Annotated in this window: 17 protein-coding genes; 7 read left to right on the forward strand and 10 right to left on the reverse strand. The window is 63.9% G+C overall.

What is annotated here, in order from left to right; genetic code table 11:
* Nucleotides 1-4: 4 nt before the first annotated feature.
* Complete coding sequence (locus FHS78_RS10615; RefSeq protein WP_167093996.1) at nucleotides 5-1,537, reverse strand: flavin-containing monooxygenase; 1,533 nt, start codon at nucleotides 1,535-1,537, stop codon at nucleotides 5-7.
* A gap of 171 nt (nucleotides 1,538-1,708) precedes the next feature.
* Here FHS78_RS10615 and rraA point away from each other — a divergent pair, with 171 nt between their 5' ends.
* A complete protein-coding gene (gene rraA / locus FHS78_RS10620; RefSeq protein WP_167093998.1) occupies nucleotides 1,709-2,212 on the forward strand; it encodes a ribonuclease E activity regulator RraA in 504 nt (167 codons plus the stop codon).
* Nucleotides 2,213-2,234: 22 nt separating this feature from the next.
* Here rraA and FHS78_RS10625 read toward each other — a convergent pair whose 3' ends face one another.
* The 4 genes from FHS78_RS10625 to FHS78_RS10640 all read right to left on the reverse strand — a co-directional run bounded on the left by FHS78_RS10625 (nucleotide 2,235) and on the right by FHS78_RS10640 (nucleotide 5,938).
* The gene (locus tag FHS78_RS10625; RefSeq protein ID WP_167094000.1) at nucleotides 2,235-2,411 is read right to left on the reverse strand and encodes a hypothetical protein; all 177 of its coding nucleotides are present in this window, start codon (nucleotides 2,409-2,411) and stop codon (nucleotides 2,235-2,237) included.
* A 258-nt stretch (nucleotides 2,412-2,669) separates the two neighbouring features.
* On the reverse strand, nucleotides 2,670-3,551 hold the full coding sequence (gene speE / locus FHS78_RS10630; protein ID WP_167094002.1) for a polyamine aminopropyltransferase: 882 nt from the start codon (nucleotides 3,549-3,551) through the stop codon (nucleotides 2,670-2,672).
* Nucleotides 3,551-3,877, reverse strand: a complete 327-nt coding sequence (gene speD / locus FHS78_RS19775) for an adenosylmethionine decarboxylase (RefSeq protein ID WP_425500299.1) — start codon at nucleotides 3,875-3,877, stop codon at nucleotides 3,551-3,553. Before speD ends, speE begins: the two co-directional genes overlap by 1 nt.
* A 699-nt stretch (nucleotides 3,878-4,576) precedes the next feature.
* Nucleotides 4,577-5,938 (reverse strand): flavin monoamine oxidase family protein, encoded by a 1,362-nt coding sequence (locus tag FHS78_RS10640; protein WP_167094006.1) that lies wholly within the window; start codon nucleotides 5,936-5,938, stop codon nucleotides 4,577-4,579.
* Between the two features lie 93 nt (nucleotides 5,939-6,031).
* Here FHS78_RS10640 and FHS78_RS10645 point away from each other — a divergent pair, with 93 nt between their 5' ends.
* Nucleotides 6,032-6,667, forward strand: coding sequence for a TetR/AcrR family transcriptional regulator (locus FHS78_RS10645; protein ID WP_246220452.1), 636 nt, complete (start codon nucleotides 6,032-6,034; stop codon nucleotides 6,665-6,667).
* A gap of 107 nt (nucleotides 6,668-6,774) precedes the next feature.
* Nucleotides 6,775-7,266: a hypothetical protein gene (locus FHS78_RS10650; protein WP_167094010.1), complete on the forward strand. Its 492-nt coding sequence runs from the start codon at nucleotides 6,775-6,777 to the stop codon at nucleotides 7,264-7,266.
* A gap of 47 nt (nucleotides 7,267-7,313) precedes the next feature.
* Here FHS78_RS10650 and FHS78_RS10655 read toward each other — a convergent pair whose 3' ends face one another.
* The 5 genes from FHS78_RS10655 to FHS78_RS10675 all read right to left on the reverse strand — a co-directional run bounded on the left by FHS78_RS10655 (nucleotide 7,314) and on the right by FHS78_RS10675 (nucleotide 13,992).
* Complete coding sequence (locus FHS78_RS10655) at nucleotides 7,314-8,255, reverse strand: NAD(P)H-dependent flavin oxidoreductase (protein WP_167094012.1); 942 nt, start codon at nucleotides 8,253-8,255, stop codon at nucleotides 7,314-7,316.
* Nucleotides 8,256-8,395: 140 nt separating this feature from the next.
* Nucleotides 8,396-9,022: a sll1863 family stress response protein gene (locus FHS78_RS10660; protein WP_167094014.1), complete on the reverse strand. Its 627-nt coding sequence runs from the start codon at nucleotides 9,020-9,022 to the stop codon at nucleotides 8,396-8,398.
* A gap of 189 nt (nucleotides 9,023-9,211) precedes the next feature.
* The gene (locus tag FHS78_RS10665) at nucleotides 9,212-10,948 is read right to left on the reverse strand and encodes an N-acyl-D-amino-acid deacylase family protein (protein ID WP_167094016.1); all 1,737 of its coding nucleotides are present in this window, start codon (nucleotides 10,946-10,948) and stop codon (nucleotides 9,212-9,214) included.
* Nucleotides 10,949-11,083: 135 nt separating this feature from the next.
* Nucleotides 11,084-12,274, reverse strand: coding sequence for a multidrug effflux MFS transporter (locus FHS78_RS10670; protein WP_205305277.1), 1,191 nt, complete (start codon nucleotides 12,272-12,274; stop codon nucleotides 11,084-11,086).
* Nucleotides 12,275-12,414: 140 nt separating this feature from the next.
* The gene (locus FHS78_RS10675; RefSeq protein ID WP_167094018.1) at nucleotides 12,415-13,992 is read right to left on the reverse strand and encodes an AMP-binding protein; all 1,578 of its coding nucleotides are present in this window, start codon (nucleotides 13,990-13,992) and stop codon (nucleotides 12,415-12,417) included.
* 145 nt (nucleotides 13,993-14,137) lie between these two features.
* Between FHS78_RS10675 and FHS78_RS10680 the strand changes: the two genes are divergently transcribed.
* The 4 genes from FHS78_RS10680 to FHS78_RS10695 all read left to right on the forward strand — a co-directional run bounded on the left by FHS78_RS10680 (nucleotide 14,138) and on the right by FHS78_RS10695 (nucleotide 19,102).
* On the forward strand, nucleotides 14,138-15,181 hold the full coding sequence (locus tag FHS78_RS10680; RefSeq protein WP_167094020.1) for a lipid A deacylase LpxR family protein: 1,044 nt from the start codon (nucleotides 14,138-14,140) through the stop codon (nucleotides 15,179-15,181).
* A gap of 82 nt (nucleotides 15,182-15,263) precedes the next feature.
* Nucleotides 15,264-16,406: a DUF819 family protein gene (locus FHS78_RS10685; protein WP_167094022.1), complete on the forward strand. Its 1,143-nt coding sequence runs from the start codon at nucleotides 15,264-15,266 to the stop codon at nucleotides 16,404-16,406.
* 69 nt (nucleotides 16,407-16,475) lie between these two features.
* Nucleotides 16,476-17,258 (forward strand): enoyl-CoA hydratase, encoded by a 783-nt coding sequence (locus FHS78_RS10690; protein ID WP_167094024.1) that lies wholly within the window; start codon nucleotides 16,476-16,478, stop codon nucleotides 17,256-17,258.
* A gap of 98 nt (nucleotides 17,259-17,356) precedes the next feature.
* Nucleotides 17,357-19,102: an N-acyl-D-amino-acid deacylase family protein gene (locus FHS78_RS10695; RefSeq protein ID WP_167094026.1), complete on the forward strand. Its 1,746-nt coding sequence runs from the start codon at nucleotides 17,357-17,359 to the stop codon at nucleotides 19,100-19,102.
* Nucleotides 19,103-19,189: the final 87 nt, after the last annotated feature.

The raw sequence follows: 19,189 nt of genomic DNA on the forward strand, positions 1-19,189 counted from the left end.
CCTCCTATTCCGCCGCGGCGATGGATGCAGGCTTCCCCGTTTCCACGTTCCGGCCACCGGCGTCCAGCCGCGCCCTGGAATTGTACTCGGCGAAGTCGGGGTGCCGCGTCTCCCACCAGTAACGGAAGGTGTAGTTCGCCCAGTTGTTGGTGACCCGCCCGCTCTCGGTCTTGTACCAGCTGGTGCAGCCGCTGGCGAAAACGGAGTTCTCGTTGTCCGCCTGAACGCGGTCGTTATAGCGCTTCTGCGCCTCCGCTTTCACGTCCAGATAGACCAGGTCGTCTTCCTGCAGCTTTTCTACGAGCCGGGTGATGTAATTCGCCTGGCACTCGATCATGAAGATGATCGAGTTGTGCCCGAGATTGGTATTGGGTCCATAGAGCATGTAGAAGTTGGGAAAGCCTGACACGCCCATGCCGTAATGAGCCTGTGCCCCATCATGCCAGGCCTCCTTCAGATCGCGGCCGCCAAGCCCCGTTACCTTCATCGGCCCAAGGAAATGGGTCGTATCGAAGCCGGTGCCATAAACGATGGCATCGAGCGTGATCTCCGAGCCGTCCTTCAAGCGGATGCCGTTTTCGGTGATACGCTCGACGGGTTCCGTGATCACATCCACATTGTCGCGCGCCATGGCCGGCCACCACTCGTCGGAAAAGAGCACACGCTTGCAGCCCGGCTCATAGTCCGGCGTGAGCTTTGCCTGTTTTTCCGGGTCGGTGACGTGCTCCTTCATGGCCTCAATGGCGGCTTCCTTGATCTTTTCCGCGCCCTTGTGAAAGGTCAGCCACAGGAGTTCGCCCTGCCAGTAAACTTTCCAGCGCTGCAATTTCATCAGCGGCGGCATGACGCGGTAGAGCGCCTTTTCCCAACCGGCAAATTCGCGCTGCGGACGCGGCAGCACCCAGGCGGCGGAGCGCTGGAACATGCTTACCTTCCCGGCCGTCCTGGCGATTTCCGGCACGAACTGAATGGCGCTGGCCCCGGTGCCGATGACGCCGATATGTTTCCCGGCGAGATCGTAGTCATGGTTCCACTTCGCCGAGTGCCAGCTTTCTCCCTTGAAGTCCTCCCGGCCCGGAATATTCGGATAAAGGGGGTGATGGAGCTGCCCCGATCCGGCAACGAACACGTTGGCCTCGAACTCACGGTCGCCGCTCTTCAGGCGCCAGAGCCCCGCCCGCTCGTCGAAACGAGCCTCGTCGATTTCCGTATTGAGGCTCAGATGCGGGCGCAGGCCGAATTCATCCACCACACGTTCCAGATAGGTCTTGAGGTCGGTAGAGCGCACATATTTCTTTTCCCAGTCCGGCTCCATCGCAAAGGAGAACTGGTACATGTGCAAAGGCACGTCGCAGGAGCAACCGGGATAGGTGTTCTCCCGCCAGGTCCCGCCGATCTCGCCGGCCTTCTCATAGATGGTGAAGTCGTTGAAGCCTGCCTGCTTCAGCTTGATGCCCATACAGATGCCGGCCACACCGGCACCCAATATGGCGATACGCGGCGCAGGCGCCGCTTCGATCTTTTCCGCTACCGACATTTTCCCTCCCACCCGGCGCAGTGCCGGGGTCGTATGAAATGCAGGCAGGATATGGCCGCTTTTTCTTCGCGCCGCGGCCTATTCCGGCCGGTCTTCTGATATTAGTAGCAAAAAGCGTATCGCCTTTTGCGGTGAGCGCAACCGCGCAACTCCAGAAGCAGAGGACACCCCATGGCAACCGGCCCCGACGCAACGTCAGCACCCGCCACCACAGACCTTTCCGACGAGTTTTCCGACCGGCTTCAATATGCCGAACCGGTTTTTGCCGATTTCGGCGGCGTGCTGGCTTTTTGCGGCGAGATCGTCACGCTGGCCGCTTTCGAGGACAATACGAAAGTCCGCGAGGCCGTGGAAAGGGAAGGCAAGGGCCGTGTGCTCGTGGTGGATGGCGGCGGGTCCATGCGCTGCGCCCTTTTCGGCGGCAATCTCGGCGAGCTGGCGGAGCAAAACGGCTGGGCCGGGGTAATCGTCAATGGCTGCATACGCGACACCGCCGAGCTCGAAGACTGCGCGATCGGCATCAAGGCCCTGGCGGCGCATCCGCGCAAGAGCGAGAAGCGGGGCCTCGGCGAATTTGGAAAAGCGTTTCGGTTCGCGGGCGTGACTTTCCGCCCGGGCGCATGGGTCTATGCGGACGGAGACGGCATTGTCGTCGCCGACGAGAAGCTCGCCTGAGGCACCGGACTCCCGGCGGGCGTCAGAAAATCAGGTCTTTAAGCTTCCACAACGCCAGTACGACCGTCGCCGCCGAGAGCAGCATTCCGCCGCTGACGAATATCACGTCAACCGGCCGAAGAGGTTCCATCTCGTCGAAGTCGCCTTGCCCATCGCGCTGATCGAGACTTTTGACCGGCCGCACACCCATTTGCCGCATGTCACCCTATCCTCCGAAAACATCCCCACCCCCGGGGACATGCCCTACATCGTGCCAGAAGAAATGCGCAGGGACTTTATGACAGGAAAATAACATCCGGCATGGTTACCAATCCATTCGAATTGGTGTTCAAAGTAAAAAAAGGGCAAACAAGTGGGGCTCCCGCTATTCCGCACCGTGGCAGCCTGTCCCGGCGGAGGAATATTGCGGGCTCTTTCCGGGGACATTAAGGCGAATCACCCTCACACCCCGGTCTACTCAGCGGCCACCCGTAATCTTCGACACGTAACCCGGCAAAGCGAACGCCGCCTTGTGGACCTCGGGCGTGTAATATTGCGTCGAAAGCCCCGCGGCTTCATAGCGGTTGACGAGTTCCTCGACGGACACGTCCAGCAGGGACGCATTGTCGGTGCCCCAGCCCATCGCCATCGGCCCACCGACATAGGTCGGAATGGTCGCGAGATAGCAGGTGCCCATTGCAAAAATCCGGCGGAACTTTTCCATGGTGCCGGCCAGCTCTTCCGATTGCATGAAGGGCACGCCGTTCTGGGTGACGACGACGCCTCCTTCATTCATGCATCCGGCACAGGCCCGGTAGAATTCCTCACGAAACAGCACCTCGCCGGGACCGATCGGGTCCGTCGAATCCACGATGATGACGTCATAGCGGTCTTCGGTCTCTTCCACGAATTTCGCACCGTCGGCGAAAACGAGGTTGAGACGCGGGTCGTCGAATGCGCCGTTGGAGACTTCGGCCAGGTGCTTCTTTGCAAACTCCGTCACCGAAGGGTCGATCTCGACCATGGTGACGTGCTCGACCGTCTTGTGCCGCGTCACCTCGCGCAGGATACCGCCATCGCCGCCGCCGATGATGAGCACACGCTTTGCGCCGCCATGCGCAAGGATCGGCACATGGGTCATCATCTCGTGATAGATGAACTCGTCGCGCATGGTGAGCTGGGTTACGCCGTCAAGCGCCATCATCCGGCCGAACAAGGCATTCTCGAAGATCACCAGGGATTGCTGTCCCGTCGTTTCTTCATAAATGACCTTGTCCGCGCGAAAGGTGCAGACGAAACCCTCCTCTTCATAGAGGGTTTCGTCGATCCAGCGTCCGCCTTTGTCGTCCTTGAACGGCATCAGACCATATCCTGTCCGCGCAGGTGTTCGCCGACACGAATGTCGGACGGGCTGAAGGCTTCGCGCAGCACTTCGATGGCGTTGTGGGGCTCGGCTTCGCCGCACATGAACACGTCGAGCGCGGCATAATCCGCCTCGGGCCAGCTATGGATGGAGATATGGCTCTCCGACAGCACGGCCACGCCCGACACGCCGCCATTCGGCGTGAAGTGATGCAGATGGATATGCAGCAGCGTCGCCTTGGACACTTCCACGCAGCGCCTCAGCGCCTTCTCGATATGCTCGATGTCGTCCAGACGGCTCGCGCCGACCAGATCGATAATCAGATGCGTACCGGCATAGCGAACACCGTCGCGCTCGATAAAGAAATCGGTGCGCTCGTCGGACGACGTGTAGGGCCCGGCTTCGACGGTATCGGCCTTTTCGGCCTCTTCCGACGGCGCCTGAACAGGAAACTCGAGTACTTCCGCCTGGGTGCTGCTTGAATCGCGGTTCAAGTCGATCCCCAATTGGAAGAGGGCATTGGATTCGGTCATAGTGCCTCTCCCCAACCAGTAGATGGACCTTGGCTTGCCGGACGCCGCCCCACGCAACCATTGCCTGTATGGGATCGCCCGCCGGGGCCTTGGATAAATTATTACGATTTCGCGGATGAAACGCGCTCACGCCCCTCGCTCGGGGCTATGTCCGGGTGCGAGGCCGAATGCACCTCGCTTCAACAGTCATGAGCTTGTCGGAGTTTCCGAACGTATCGCCCTGACGGATGACCCGGTTGATCCGGGGCGTCAGCCCCTCGGTCTTGAACCGGCCATATGCAATCTCCCTCGAAACCCGGCGGGTGGCCCGAAACGGTCGGCGCCGCCGAAATTGTCCAAAGAGACGCGTACGCCGTTACTTAACCGTGTGGTGGCCAGTGGCACGTGCGATTGCGTTCGAGCGGAGAAATAATGGTCATGAACAGCGCTGTCAATCGGCGTTGCGCCCGGGAAGCGAAATTTCACAATGTGACACTCACACCCACCGCTTCAGCGCGGCAGCTGCCGCGTAACCTCCCGGGCGGCGCGAATGCCGGACTGAAGGGCGCCGTCCATGTAGCCGGCCCATTCGGTCGCCGTTTCGGTGCCCGCCCAGTGGAGGCGGCCGACAGGTGCGCGCAGCGCCTCGCCGAAGCGCGTCAACACGCCGGGCGCCATATGAGCGACATAGCACCCCCTGCTCCACTCCTCCGCCGTCCAGTCCTGGTCGACATAGTCGATGGGCTCGCGTGCCTCGGGGCCGAAATAGTCGGTGAGGGCCTTCACGACCTCGTTGCGACGGATGTTATCCCCCATCGAACTCATCGCGGTAGCATGGTCGCCATCGATGAAGCCGACCAGTATGCCGACAGATTCATCCTCCGGCGTCTGATCGAAAACGACATTGAAGGCATGAGCATCGCTGACCGCCATGCCTGCCAGGCCATTCTTGCGCCAGAAGGGTTTGTCATAGGCAACATGCACCTTGATAACCGAGCCCATGGGCATGCGTTGCATGAGCCCGTCGCGCAGCGAGGGCAGCGGCGCGTCGTAATGGATGCGGGAGGCGAGCGTCGGCGGGATGGCGATGATCGCGCGGGTGGCACGGAACGCCCCCTTGTCGGTCCGGAGTTCCACGCCGTCATCGTCCTGACGGATCGCGCGCACCGGCGTCTCGAATTGGACGGGCGATCTGAGACCGTCGGCCATTTTCCGGGCAATGGAGTGAGCGCCGCCAAGGAATTTCGCCTCCTGCGCGCCGCCTTTCACGCCGATCAAATCCTCGACGCCGTGACCGCCGCGCAAATATTCCAGGAAAAAGAGATAGGACATCTGCTCCGGCTCGGCGCAGAAGACGGCGCGGCAGACGATGCGGGCGAAGGTCCGCGCGCCTTCGGTCCGAATGTTCTTCCGGATCCAGCTCTCAAGCGTCTGTCCGTCCCAGTCCATGGCGTTGGGCGCCGTCCAGGGCGCGTCGGCGGGCAATGTCATCATTTCCCGGTCCCAGCGCTTCTGGACCAGGCCGAGTTCCAGCAGGGCGTGAAGCGGCAGAGCGGGGATATCGCCCGAATAGGTTCGGTGCTTGCCCTTGTAGTGCAGCACCTGCTTGCCCTTGTCGTACTGGAGATAGGTTTTCACGCCCTGGGCTTCGGCCTCGGCCAGAAGCAGCTTCTGGGTCGGACCGACCCATTGCCCGCCACGATCGATCGTCTGGCCGGCAATCTCGCCCGGCATGAGGCGTCCGCCGACACGGTCCCGCGCTTCCAGAACGATGACGGATCGCCCTTGCGCTTCCAGTTCCATCGCCGCCTTGAGGCCTGCCATGCCCGCCCCGACCACGATGACATCCGCGCTCTTGCTCTCACCCGTCATAGCCCCTCCTTCATTGCGCGGCCGCCGCCGCGAACCGGCTTGCAAATATTTTTATGAACGTGTTCAATTAATTCAAGCAGAAAATCGGTGACGATGCCAGCGACCCAGAAAACAAGCCGGGGCCGGCCCCGGAAAAGCGAGGCCGAAGAGGCCGCCCTCAGAGCGCGGGTGATCGAGGTGGCGCGCGATCTCTTTGCCCGTGGCGGCTATGAGGGTGTCTCGATGCGCCGCGTGGCGGAGGCCACGGGGTGCTCGGCGGGACAGCTTTACACGCTGTTCGGCGGCAAACGGGATCTGTTGCGCCATATCTGGGAGGACGCCTTTTCGGAACTCGCCGACAGGCTTCGCGAGGCCTCGGCCGAGCGCGATCCGCTGCGGCGCCTTCGCGCCCTGGGCGATGCATGGTGCCGCTACTGGCTTGCCAATCCCGATCACTATCGCTCGATCTTCCTGATCGAAGACCGTGTCAGCGAACCGGGCGAGCGCTATTTCGTGGAGACGAGCGAGAGCCTCGGCGCGCTGGACCTCATCGCCGAAGCCGTTTCCCAGAGTATGGAGGCCAGGCTGCTCGCGCCCGGCGATGAGGCACTGGTATCGCAGCTCTTCCTGTGCGGTTTGCAGGGCGTGGTGTTCAACCTCATCACGATTCCCGAGTTTCCCTGGACGGCGAAAGAGCAGATGGCCGCCCGCATGATTACGGCACTTATCGGCGGTCTTTCCCCGGATTGAGGCCGCAGGACCGGCCCGCGCGGGCGGTCGCATCGTTTCTTGTTGCGAGTCATTATCAGTTGCAATACGGTTTCCGGATCAGCCACCGCGTCATGCAGGAGCCCGGAATGAAGCCGCTGGACCGCCCTCTCCAACCTTCCCGCCAAAGCCGTCAGGCGCCGCCCTACCACGCTGCGCAATCGATGAACGATCTGGGGTTCTGCGAGCAATTCACGGTATGGGCCGTGCGGACGCAATGGCCGCATGGCGAGGCGGCCGAGGAAACGCGGCTGATCGACGATGCCTTCGCGGCGCTGGACCTGCCGGAAGGATGCCATCTCGTGGCGGACTTCACGAAGGCGCTGAGGCAAACGATCAGCCGGCCGCTCGGCATTCCCGATCCGACCACGCCCCGGCTGACGGATGACGAGGCGCAGATGCTTCGTTTTCTGGCGGGATTGCAGGGCCTTGCCCGCTGCGAAGGCTCGCCCTGCCTTGCCTCGCCGGCCTGGCGGCCCGCGCTGCGGCTCGTCATCGCGCTGAACGCGGCGGGCCTTCATTTCGGTGGACGCTGGTATGAGAGCGCCTCGTTCCCCGAGGCGCTCCCTCAATTGCACTGAGAAAGAACCATGGTTGGGGCAAGAAAGAACAGAGGTTCGGGCAAGATTCAACCGAAGGTGCGCGCAGACGCCATGGCCCCCATGCGGCCCGCGATCTCGAAGAACTCGGCGACGGTCTCCTCGATGATTTCCCCGGCCGATTTCACCTCCGAAATGAGTCCCGCGGTCTGACCGGCCAGACCGACGGCGGCCTCCATGTCGCCGCCGAAATAGAGATCGAGAATCCGCGTGAAGGTCTCGGGCGGCATCAGACCGTCTTCGTGAATCTTCGCCGTGCGTTCGGTCTTCAGGGCACGGATGCAGGGCGTGGATTTCTTGTTGAGGACATAGGTGCCCGTTTCCTTCGCCTCGACGATGGCGGTCTTGTAGTTCCGGTGGACGGGGCTTTCCTTCGCGCTCACGAAGCGGGTGCCCATCTGCACGGCTTCCGCGCCCAGCGCGAAGGCCGCCGCCATGCCCTTGCCGTCGCAGATGCCGCCCGCGGCGACGAGCGGAATATCCGTGCGCTGCCGGATCGCCTGCAGGAGGACCATGGTGCCGACTTCCTCGGGGTTCTTGAAGCCGCCGCCCTCCGAACCTTCGACGACGAGACCGTCGATACCCGCCTCGACGCATTTCATCGCGGCGTCGACGGTCGGGACCGCGTGATAGACGGTTATCCCCGCCTCATGCAGCGGGCCGATGAATTTCGCCGGACTGCCCGCCGAGGTGGTGACGAATTTCACGCCGGACTCCTCGCAGACGAAACGCATGATGGCGTCGTCCTTCAGGAAGCGGATCGGCAGATTGACGCCGAAGGGCGCGGCGGTGAGATCGCGCATCTTCAGGATCTCGGCCTTGCAGGCTTCCGTCTCGCCGGACGAGGTTTCGATGATGCCGAGCCCGCCGGCCTCGCAGACGGCAGCGGCGAGCTGCGAGCGGGCGATCCAGCCCATGGGCGCCTGGATGATCGGATATTTCGCGCCCGTATGGGCGAGTACGCGGTTCATGACTTCCTCCCTTTATTGAATTCGTTTGGGAGGAGTAAGCCCGATCGGGCCGCAAATGAAAAGCGGGACGCCCCTGGAGGAGCGCCCCGCCTTTGCCTGTCAGCGTTGCGACCGCTTATTTGAAGCGGCCATAGGCCCTGTTACTTGAAACGGCCATAGGCCTTGGATACGGCCTCGTAGAGATCCTTGGCCGCGCTTTCGACACCGCCACGCACATCGTCGAATGCGCCTTCGCCCTGCTGTGCGAGAACGCCGAGGCGCTTTTTCAGCCGGTCGCGGTCGACGCGGAGCTGCTTGAGCACCCGGCGATAATCGCGTTCGGTCTCCCTGAGTGCCCTGGCGGCATCCTTCTCCGCCTTGTCCACCTGTTTGGAGAGCTGCTGGACCTGCTTTTCGAGATCCTTTTTCAACTGCCGCTTTTCGACCGACAGGCTGGGCGCAGGCTTTTTCGCAGCGGTCTTGCGCGCCGCGGGCTTCTTCGCCGCGCTCTTCGCCTTGTTCGCAGCGGGCTTTTTTGCCGCGGTCGCCTTTGCCCCGGAAGCGGGCTTCTTTGCCGTCGACGCCTTTGCAGCGGCCGGTTTCTTCGCCGCAGGCTTCTTGGCCGCGGAGGTTTTCTTCGCCGCCGCGGTCTTGCCGGTGGCGGGCTTCTTGGCCGCCGTCGTCTTGCGGGCGGCCGCCGTGCGTGTCGTGGCGCTACGCCCCGACGTGCGCCGCGCAGCCGAAGTGCGGCCCGCCGTCGCCGCTCGCTTCCTTCGTGTATCCGTCATGAGTCCCTGCCTCTTGTCACTGATGTCCAGCCCGCAAGCGCACGCATTCCTTCCGCGTACACTCCGACGACAAGAGAGTGACGCGAATGCGAAACCCGTTCAAGCACGGACAACGAGCAAGGGCCACTTTTGCATATGGCAAAAGCGGCCCGATGCGACCGACGCCGCCAACAGGAAGCGAACGGAATGTCAGTCGGCGGCCAAAGCGGACGGCGCATGCTTTTCGCCGCGCACCAGACGGCCCGGCAGTTCGCCGGTCGCTTCGCCGTGCCGGTAGACGATCTTGCCGGAGACGATGGTGGCGTCATAGCCGTCCGCTTCCTGCATCAGGCGGCGCGCGCCGGACGGCAGGTCATAGACCATGCGGGGCTGGCGAAGCTGCAACCGGTCGAAATCGATGACGTTGAGATCCGCCTTGTAGCCGGGCGCGACGACGCCGCGATCCCTGAGCCCCACGGCTTCCGCCGTATCCTTCGTCTGGCTCCTGATGACGAAGGACAGGTCGAGCCGCTCGCCCCGGCTGCGGTCGCGGCACCAATGGGTGAGCATGTAGGTCGGCACGGAGACGTCGCAGATCGCCCCCACATGGGCACCGCCGTCGGACAGGCCGAAGATCGTGTTGGGGTTGCGGATCATGGTCAGGCAATTGTCGAGATTGCCTTCGGTGTAGTTGTGCATGGCGAAGAAGATGAGCGCCCGGCCGTCCTCCTCCATCATCATGTCGTAGACGATCTCGTCGGGATTGCGGCCCTCGCGCTTGGCCTGCGCGGCAATGCTCTTTTCCGGCCCGGGCTCGTAATCGGGCGGCGTGCCGAGCTCGAACATCTTGTGATAGGCGCCGGCAAGCGAGTTCACGAAGGGATGGCCCTTTTCCGGCGGCTCCGCGATGAGGCGCGCCCGGAAGGCCGGATCGCGCATGATCGCCACGCGCTCGTCGAGCGGCTTGTCGGCAATGGCCATATAGCTCGGGCGGGTGATGAAGGGATGCACCGAGCCCTGCAGGCCCATCATGATGCCCACCGGACGGCCCTGAACCTGCGCCTTGATCGGCAGGCCGCGCCCGGCCGCGGCATCGAGGCGCGTCATCAACTGACGCCACTGGTCCGGGATCACATCCGCCTGCACCATGGAAAAGCTCAAGGGACGGCCCGACACCTCGATCAGCTTCTCGACCAGCGAGAATTCGTGATCCATCTGCTGGAAGTCGGACACCCATTGCAGGACGCCGCTGCCCGCATCGCGCAGGCCCTCGGCAATGGCGATCATCTCGGCGTCGGCCGCGCCGACGGTCGGCGTCAGGTCGCCATCCGCCGTCCGGTGCACCATGGTCCGGGTGGTGGAGAAGCCCAGCGCGCCGGCCCGGATCGCGTCCGCGGTCAGTTCCTTCATGCGCGCGATCTCTTCCGCGGTCGCCGGCTCGCGATGCGCGCCCCGCTCGCCCATCACATAGACGCGCAACGCGCCATGCGGCAATTGCGCGGCCACGTCGATGTCGTGCGGCAGGCGCTCGATGGCGTCCATATAGTCGCCGAAACTTTCCCACTCCCAGGAAAGACCTTCATGCAGCGCCGCGCCGGGAATGTCCTCGACGCCTTCCATGAGGCGGATCAGCGTTTCATGGTCGCTCTTGCGCACCGGCGCGAAGCCGACGCCGCAATTGCCCATCACCACCGTGGTGGACCCGTGATAAGCGGAGGGCGTTACGCGGCTTTCCCAGGTGACCTGACCGTCGTAATGCGTGTGCACATCGACCCAGCCCGGCGTGACGATGCGGCCCTTCGCATCGATTTCCTCCGCGCCCGAGGCGCTCACCTCGCCGACTTCGGTAATCACCCCGTCGCTGACGGCAATGTCGGCCTCACGGGGATTGCCGCCCGTACCGTCGAACAGAACTCCGCCGCGAATAACCAGATCCGGCCGCGTCATGACATCCTCCCTCATATGTTTTTTCGGGAGTCTAGGTCCGGGGTCTTCCGGGGGCAAGGCAGAGCGCGGGCGCGGCGGAAACGGCCGGGTTTCGAGGGATGCCGGTTTCGAGCTGTGCGTTTCAGGGCGCAGGTTTCACGGGCGCCGCGCGACCAGATGCACCGCGACGGCGCCCATGCTCATCAGCAGGATCACCGCCGCCATCGGCCATGCCGTCCCGTCGTTCAGGGCGCTGACGAGCGCGCCGGCAAGCCCGGCCAGCGAGAACTGGATGATGCCGGTCAGGGCGGCGCCCGCCCCGATATAACCGCCGGCCCGGGCCATGGCGATGGCCGTTGCGTTGGAAATGATGAAGCCGAGGCTCGCGATCATGCAGAAGAGCGGCACCATCAGCCCGGCCAGACCGCCGAGGGAAAACCAGACGCACAGGGCCAGCGCGAGCGATGTCGCCAGATGAACGCGCAGGGCGACGCGCAGCAGATCGCGCGGCGCAAAACGCGACAGAAGGAACGCATTCGCCTGCGACGCGGCGATGATCCCGGCGGCATTCATCGCGAATATGAGGCTGAAGGTTTCCGGCGACACGCCCACCAGATCGATGAAGACGAATGGCGAGCCGGCGATATAGGCGAACATTGCCGACATGGCGAGGCCGCCAACCAGCGAAAACCCGGTAAACTGCCGGTCGAGCGCCAGCGACTGAAAGCCCCGCAGGACATAGACGAAGCCGCCCGAGGAACGGTCTTCCTCCGCCAGCGTCTCTCCCAGGCCGAACAGCACGGCCAGAAAGCAAGCGACGCCGAAACTGGCGAGGAACCAGAAAATCGCCTGCCAGCCCCATGCCGCGACGAGGAAACCGCCGCCGACCGGCGCCAGTATGGGCGCGACGCCCATGACCAGCATCAGCATGGAATAGACCCTGGCGGATTCGCGCTCGTCGAAAAGATCCCGCACCATGGCGCGTGCGACGACCACGCCCGCGCAGCCGCCCAGCGCCTGCACGAAGCGGGCGGCCGTCAGCATTTCGATGCTGTCCGCCTGCGCGGCGACCAGCGACGCGGCGATGTAGACGGCAATGCCGCCCAGAAGGGGTTTCAGCCGCCCGTAGCGGTCGGAAAGCGGCCCCAGCACGGGCTGCCCCACCGCCATGCCCAGGAAGAAGACCGCCAATGTGCGCTGGACGGCGCCGGCGGTGGTTTGCAGGTCGTCCTTGATCGCCGGAAAGGCCGGCAGATACATGTCGATCGACAGCGCGCCGAATGCCGTCAGGGCGCCGAGGATGACGACGAAAAGCAGCATGTTATGCCGGGCGTCGGGGCCGCTCATGCGCGGCGCTCATTTTCGGGAGGGGTCATTCGGGACAACGCATTTGCTGAACACAAAGGGCATGACGGAAAACCGCCATGCCCTTTCATAATGCAGATGAGGCGTCGAAGCGACTGCCGGGACCGATATTCCCCGGATCCCTAGATCTTCTTGGCGCCCTGCCAGTAGCCGTCGCGGATGACGCGGCGGAGTACCTTGCCGGAGGGCATGCGGGGCAGCTCTTCCACGAAGTCGATGCTGCGCGGGCGCTTGTAGCCGGGGAGGTTCTCGGCGGCGAAGGCGAGGAGTTCGGCGCGCATCGCATCGTCGGCGGCGAAGCCTTCATTGAGCTGGACGACGGCTTTCACCTCTTCGCCCCATTCCTCGTTCGGCGCGCCGACCACGGCGGCGTCCGCGATTGCCGCGTGTTTCAGCAGTTCCTGGTCGATTTCGGCCGGGTAGATGTTCACGCCGCCGGAAATGATGACCTCCGCGCTGCGGCCGGTGAGGAAGAGATAGCCGTCGCTGTCGAAATAGCCCATATCGCCCATGGTGTAGTAATTGCCGCGATAGGCGCTGTCGGTCTTTTCGGGCGCCTTGAAATATTCGAAGCGGCCGTCCTCCGGCGCCTTGAAATAGACGGTGCCCACTTCATCCGCCGGCAGAGGATTTCCGTCCTCGTCCTGGATCTGCACCTCGACGCCGGGCAGCGGCCGCCCGCAGGACCCTTTCCGTTCGAGCCATTCTTCCGACGCGATGAAGATGCCGCCGCCTTCCGTCGCCGCGTAATATTCAAAGACGACCGGACCGAACCAGTCGATCGCGCCTTCCTTCACATGGACCGGGCATGGCGCCGCGCCGTGCAGGATCCAGCGCAGGGAGGAGGTATCGTATTTCGCCTTCGCCTCGTCGGGCAGTTGCAACATGCGGTGAAGCATGGTGGGCACGACATGGGTGTGGGTGATGCGATGTTCCTGGATGAGGCGCAGCGTTTCCTCCGCGTCCCATTTGTCCATCAGCACGACGCCGATGCCGTTATTGAGCGGAAAGCTCATGTTCAGGGCCAGCGGCGCGGCGTGATAGAGCGGGCCGGTGACGAGCGCCATGTCGCCTTCCGGGCGGAAGGCCGCCGTCTCCGTCAGCTTGACGACCAGAGGCGCCGCGCCCGGGGCCTGCCGCCGGTAGACGCCTTTGGGATGGCCGGTCGTGCCGGAGGTGTAGAGCATCTGGGAGCCGAGGACGGGGTCTTCGATGTCGTGACCGTCTTCCGCCGCGAGCGCCGCGTCATAGGCGTCGAAGCCCTCGACGGGGCCGCCCACCGCGAGCTTTGCGACCAGCATGGACGACATGGCCGCCGCTTCCTGCGCGCTGCCGGCAAAGCGCGTATCGGCGATGAAGGCCTTCGCCTCGCAGTTTTCCACGATGTAACCGACCTCGCCGCCGGACAGGTGCCAGTTGATGGGCGTGACGCGGAAGCCGCCGCGCTGGCAGGCCACCATGACCTCGATGAATTCCGGGCGGTTGGAACAGAGCAGCGCGACCGCGTCGCCCGCTCCGAGGCCGGCCCGCCGCAGCGCGCGGACGAGCCGGTTCGCCTGTGCGTTCAGCTCGCCGAATGTACGGCTTCCCATTTCGGAGACGACCGCCATCCGGTCGGGCGCCTGCGCCGCGTGCCAGGCAACGACCATCCCGTTCGCCGCCGCTTCCTCGCGCGACGGCACGGTTTGCGTCATATTCATGTCCCATTCCTCCCGTTTATCCCCGTGGCGATTGTCGCCACTATTCTTGGTTTTGGTTTTGCTTGAGGGTATTGGACAGGCGGCCTTGCCGTTAGGTCAAGCCGTTTTGCGTAACCCTTGTCCGTAATTGTAACCGGAGCGTTCGATGCGCCTTTCCGTTCTCGCCAGCCTTGTCCTTGCCGCCCTGGCCGGCGCACAGGCTCTTCCGGCCCGCGCCGCCGAAGACAACGGGTTCGTTTCCTTTCAGTCGGACAATGATTTCTATCTCTTCATCGGCAGCGACAGGCACTATACGAACGGCGTTCGGGCTTCCTGGCTGTCGGCGCCGCGCCGCGACCTGCCGAACTGGCTGAAAGGCGTTTCCGCGCCGCCGGTCATCCATGGGGAAGTGGATACCGAAAAGACGCGCCACCGCGTCGGGATCGGGCTCAGCCAGGCAATCTTCACGCCGGAAGACACCGAAACGGCGCTGCCCGTGCCCAATGACCGGCCCTATGCGGGCTGGCTGCACCTGACCTTCCTGCTGCAGAGCGAGCGAACCATGAAGAACGACCGCCATGAGGCGTTCCAGGATCGCTGGCAGCTCGACCTCGGCGTGGTCGGCCCGGCCGCGTTCGGCGAGGCGGTACAAAACGGCTGGCACAGGGCGTTCGGCTTCCGCCATATCAATGGCTGGGGCAACCAGCTCAAGAACGAACCCGGCGTGAACCTGACCTTCGAGCGCGCCTGGCGTTCGCCGCTGCTTTCCACGCCGCGCGTGATCGGCTTTGCGACGGACCTCATCCCCTATGGCACGCTGGCGCTCGGCAATGTCAGCACCTATGCCGGCGCCGGGGCGACCTTCCGCATCGGGCCGACGCTGCCCGACGATTTCGGCCCGACGGGCATCTATCCCAATGACGGCGGATCGGACTGGTTCGAGAGCAGCGCACCCGGCATTTTCGACTGGTATCTCTTCGCAGGCGGCAATGTGCGCGCCGTCGGCCACAATATCTTTCTCGACGGCAACAGCTTCCAGGACAGCCTGAGCGTGGACAAGAAGCCGGTGGTGGCCGACCTCAAGGTGGGGGCGGTGGCGGTGTTTCAGGGCGTCCGGATCAGCCTGACCAATGTCTATCGCACGAAGGAATTCTACGGCCAGCGCAAGGCGGACCAGTTCGGCTCGCTTTCGGTGACATTCGGCCTCTGAAGGAAACGCGCACCCCCCGCGCACATGACGCCGCGCCCCGATGGTGCTAGTCAGGTAGCGGAGTGCTTACCGGGGGATCGTCATGTCATTGCCGCTTATTTCAGCCGACAACACATTCGGCCTGCTTTTCGTCTTTCTGGGGCTTGCCGCTTTCGGCTTCTGGGCGGAGAAGACGCGGCTCGGGCAATGGATCTCGGGCGTCATCCTGACGATCCTGGCCGGCATGGCGCTTTCCAATCTGCGCATCGTGCCGTTCGGCTCGCCGGTTCACGACGCGGTGTGGGGCATCGTGGTGCCGATGGCGATCCCGCTGCTGCTCTTTCGGGCCGACCTCAAACGCATTCTGCCGGAAGCGGGACATCTCACCATCGCCTTCGCGATCTGCGTGCTGGCGACGGTGGCGGGCGTCTTCGCAGGCTTTGCGCTCATCGATATGGGACCGCAGGGTAATCTCGTCGCCGCATCGCTGGGCGCAAGCTGGATCGGCGGCTCGATGAATTTCGCCGCCGTCTCGCAGGCCACCGGCCTTTCGCAGAACGGCGCGCTGACGGCGGCCTCCGCCGCCGCCGACAATGTGGTGGCCACGCTCTTCATCACACTGCTGCTCGTCCTGCCGGGCTGGCACTGGCTGGTGCGGCGCATCCCCTCCAAGATCATCGAGGCGGAAGAGTATGAGGAAGAGCATGAGGAGGAAACGAAGCGGCCCGAACTCGACATGGGTGCGCTTTCCATACAGCTCTTCATCGCCGCGGCCTGCTGTTTCGTCGGCTTCCAGACGGCGGCGCTTCTGGGCATCGCGCAATATGGCGTGCTCTTCGTCACCATCAATGCGCTCCTCGTCGCCAATCTCTTTTCCGGGCCGATGCACAGGCTGGAAGGCGGCTTCGATCTCGGCATGTTCTTCATGTATCTCTTTTTCGGCATTATCGGGTCGGGCGCCGATGTGATGCTGATGATCGAGACGGCGCTGCCCATCTTCGCCTTCGTGGTCGTCATGGCGGGCGTGCATCTCGCCATCGTGCTGGCGGGCGCAAAGCTCCTGCGGATCGACCTGGCGGAAATGCTGGTGATTTCCAACGCGGTGACGCTGGGTCCAGCGACCGCGGCGGCCATGGCGGCGGGACGGCGCTGGCGGCAGCTCGTCATGCCCGGCGTGATGCTGGGCGTACTCGGCTATGCGGTGGCGAATTTCATCGGCGTCGGGCTCGCCGGCATATTGGGCTAGCTTCGTTGCCCGTCCGATAGCGCGCTGCTACACAGGCGGGAACCAGAAACACATTCGAGGGAGAACCCCATGTCCGAGCCCGTCATTCTCGTCGAGAAGGAAGGCGAAACCGCCATCGTCACGCTGAACCGCCCCAATGCGATGAACGCGCTGTCGCGGGAGCTGCGCGAGGCCATCGCCGAGACCTTCGAGAAGCTGGAAGCGGACCCGGAGGTCCGGGTCGCCATCCTGACCGGCGCGGGCAAGGCGTTCTGCGCGGGCCTCGACCTCAAGGAACTGGGCGGCGAAGGCGGAGAAGGCGGCGTCAACGCGACCGTCAACGACAAGGACCCGGTGACCTCCATCGGCAAGTTCTCCGGCCCCGTGATCGGCGCCATCAACGGCGTGGCGATCACCGGCGGCTTCGAGCTGGCACTGGCCTGCGACGTGCTGGTCTGCTCCAGCAATGCGCGCTTTGCCGACACCCATGCCCGCGTCGGCATCCTGCCGGGCTGGGGCCTCAGCCAGAAGCTGTCGCGCGCCATCGGCATCTACCGCGCGAAGGAACTCTCTCTCACCGGCAATTTCCTCTCCGCCGAACAGGCCGATGAATGGGGGCTCATCAACCGCGTCGTGGCGCCGGAAGAATTGCTGCCAGTTTGCAAGCAATTGGCCTCGGACATGCTCTCCGTCGTGCCGGAATGCCTGTCGGGCTACAAGGCGTTGATCGACCAGGGCTTCGGCGAACCCTTCGCCGACGCGCTGAAGACGGAGCGGAAAGTCTCCTCCGCCGCCAACAAGTCGGTCGGCGCGGACGCCATCGCCGAGCGCCGCAAGGGCATCCAGGAGCGCGGGAAACAGCAGACAAGCTGAGGTTTTCCCGTCCCCTTTTCCCTCCCCTTTTTCTTTTGGGGCCCGTTTCCGCTACACTTCCTCCCAACAAGAACATTCTTTTTGGGAGGAAAGAGGCCATGCACGATCTCGTGATCAGGAATGGCACCGTCTATGACGGGCTGGGCGGCAAGCCCTTCGAGGGCGACGTCGCCATCGACAATGGCGTCATCACCGAAGTCGGTACGGTGAGCAATAGCGGGCGCGAGGAAGTCGACGCGCGCGGCAAGATCGTCACGCCGGGCTTTGTGGACATTCACACCCATTATGACGGCCAGGTCACCTGGGACCCCTATCTCCAGCCCTCCACCTTTCACGGCGTGACCACCGCCGTGCTCGGCAATTGCGGCGTGGGCTTCGCGCCCTGCAAGGCGGAGCGGCATGACTGGCTGATCGGCCTGATGGAAGGCGTGGAAGATATTCCGGGTACAGCGCTTGTCGAAGGCATCAAGTGGAACTGGGAGAGCTTTCCCGACTACATGGATGCCGTGGAAGCCTCGCCGCTGGCGCTCGATGTGGGCCTGCAGGTGCCGCATGCGGCGCTGCGCGCCTATGTGATGGGCGAGCGGGCGGCGCGGCTCGAACCCGCCATGCCCGACGACATCGAGGCGATGGCCAAACTCGCCGCCGACGCCATCGAGGCGGGCGCGCTCGGCTTTTCCACCTCGCGCACCGTGAAACACAAGGACCGCAACGGCGCCAACACGCCGACGCTGAAAGCCGAGGAGGACGAACTTCACGGCATCGCCCGCGCCATCGGCGCGACGGGCAAGGGCGTGTTGCAGCTCATCGCCGATTTCGAGGATGTCGACCGGGAATTCGCGATGATCCGCGGCATGTCGGAAGTCTCCGGCCGTCCGCTGTCGCTCACCATCGAGCAGGACGACCGCTGGCCGCATCGCTGGGAGCGCGTGCTGGAGCTGATTTCAGCGGCCAATGCGGAGGGCGTGACCATGCGCGGCCAGGTGCCGCCCCGCCCGACCGGCGTGCTGCTGGGGCTCACCTCCTCGCTCAACCCCTTCATCATGCACCAGACCTTCCGCCAGATCTGGGGGGCGCCGGTGAACGAACAGGTGAAGGCGCTGAACGATCACGAGTTCCGCCAGAAGCTGCTGGCCGAAACGCCGGAATATCCGGTAGGCGAGATCGTGACCATGCTGTGCACGGATTACCACAAGATGTTCCGGCTCGGCGATCCGGCCAATTACGAACCCGCGCCCGAGGACAGCGCCGCGGCGGTGGCGGCCCGCGAAGGCAAGGAGCCGCGCGAGGTGCTGCTCGACTGGATGCTGGAAAAGGGCGGCCATGCGCTGATGTATTTCCCGCTGATGAACTATCACTGCGGGAGCCTGGACGACGTCTACAAGATGATGACGCATCCCAACAGCGCCTTCGGGCTGGGCGACGGCGGCGCGCATTGCGGCATTCTCTGCGATGCGAGCTTTCCTTCCACCATCCTGACCCATTGGGGACGGGACCGGACGCGCGGACCGAAGCTGCCGCTGGAATGGCTGATCGCCAAGCAGACGCGGAACAATGCCGAAGTGGTCGGCCTTCACGACCGCGGGGCGCTGCTGCCGGGCCTCAAGGCGGATGTGAACGTCATCGATTTCGACGGCCTGACGCTTCACTCGCCCGAAATCGTGCATGACCTGCCCGCGGGCGGCAAACGGCTCATTCAGCGGGCGGACGGCTATACGGCGAGCATCGTTTCCGGCCAGATCGCTTTCCGCGAAGGCGAGCCGACCGGCGTCCTCAACGGCCGGATGGTGCGCGGCGCGCAAGGCCTGCCGGCAGGCGTTTCCATGACCCGCGCCGCGGACTGACGACATGCCCGGAAGGAGGCGCGCGCCCTCTTTCCGGACATCCTTCAATAGCCATTTCCATGCCATAATTCCGCCACCGGAAGGCTG

The organism is Parvibaculum indicum, assembly GCF_011762095.1.
Classification (GTDB): Bacteria; Pseudomonadota; Alphaproteobacteria; order Parvibaculales; family Parvibaculaceae; genus Parvibaculum; species Parvibaculum indicum.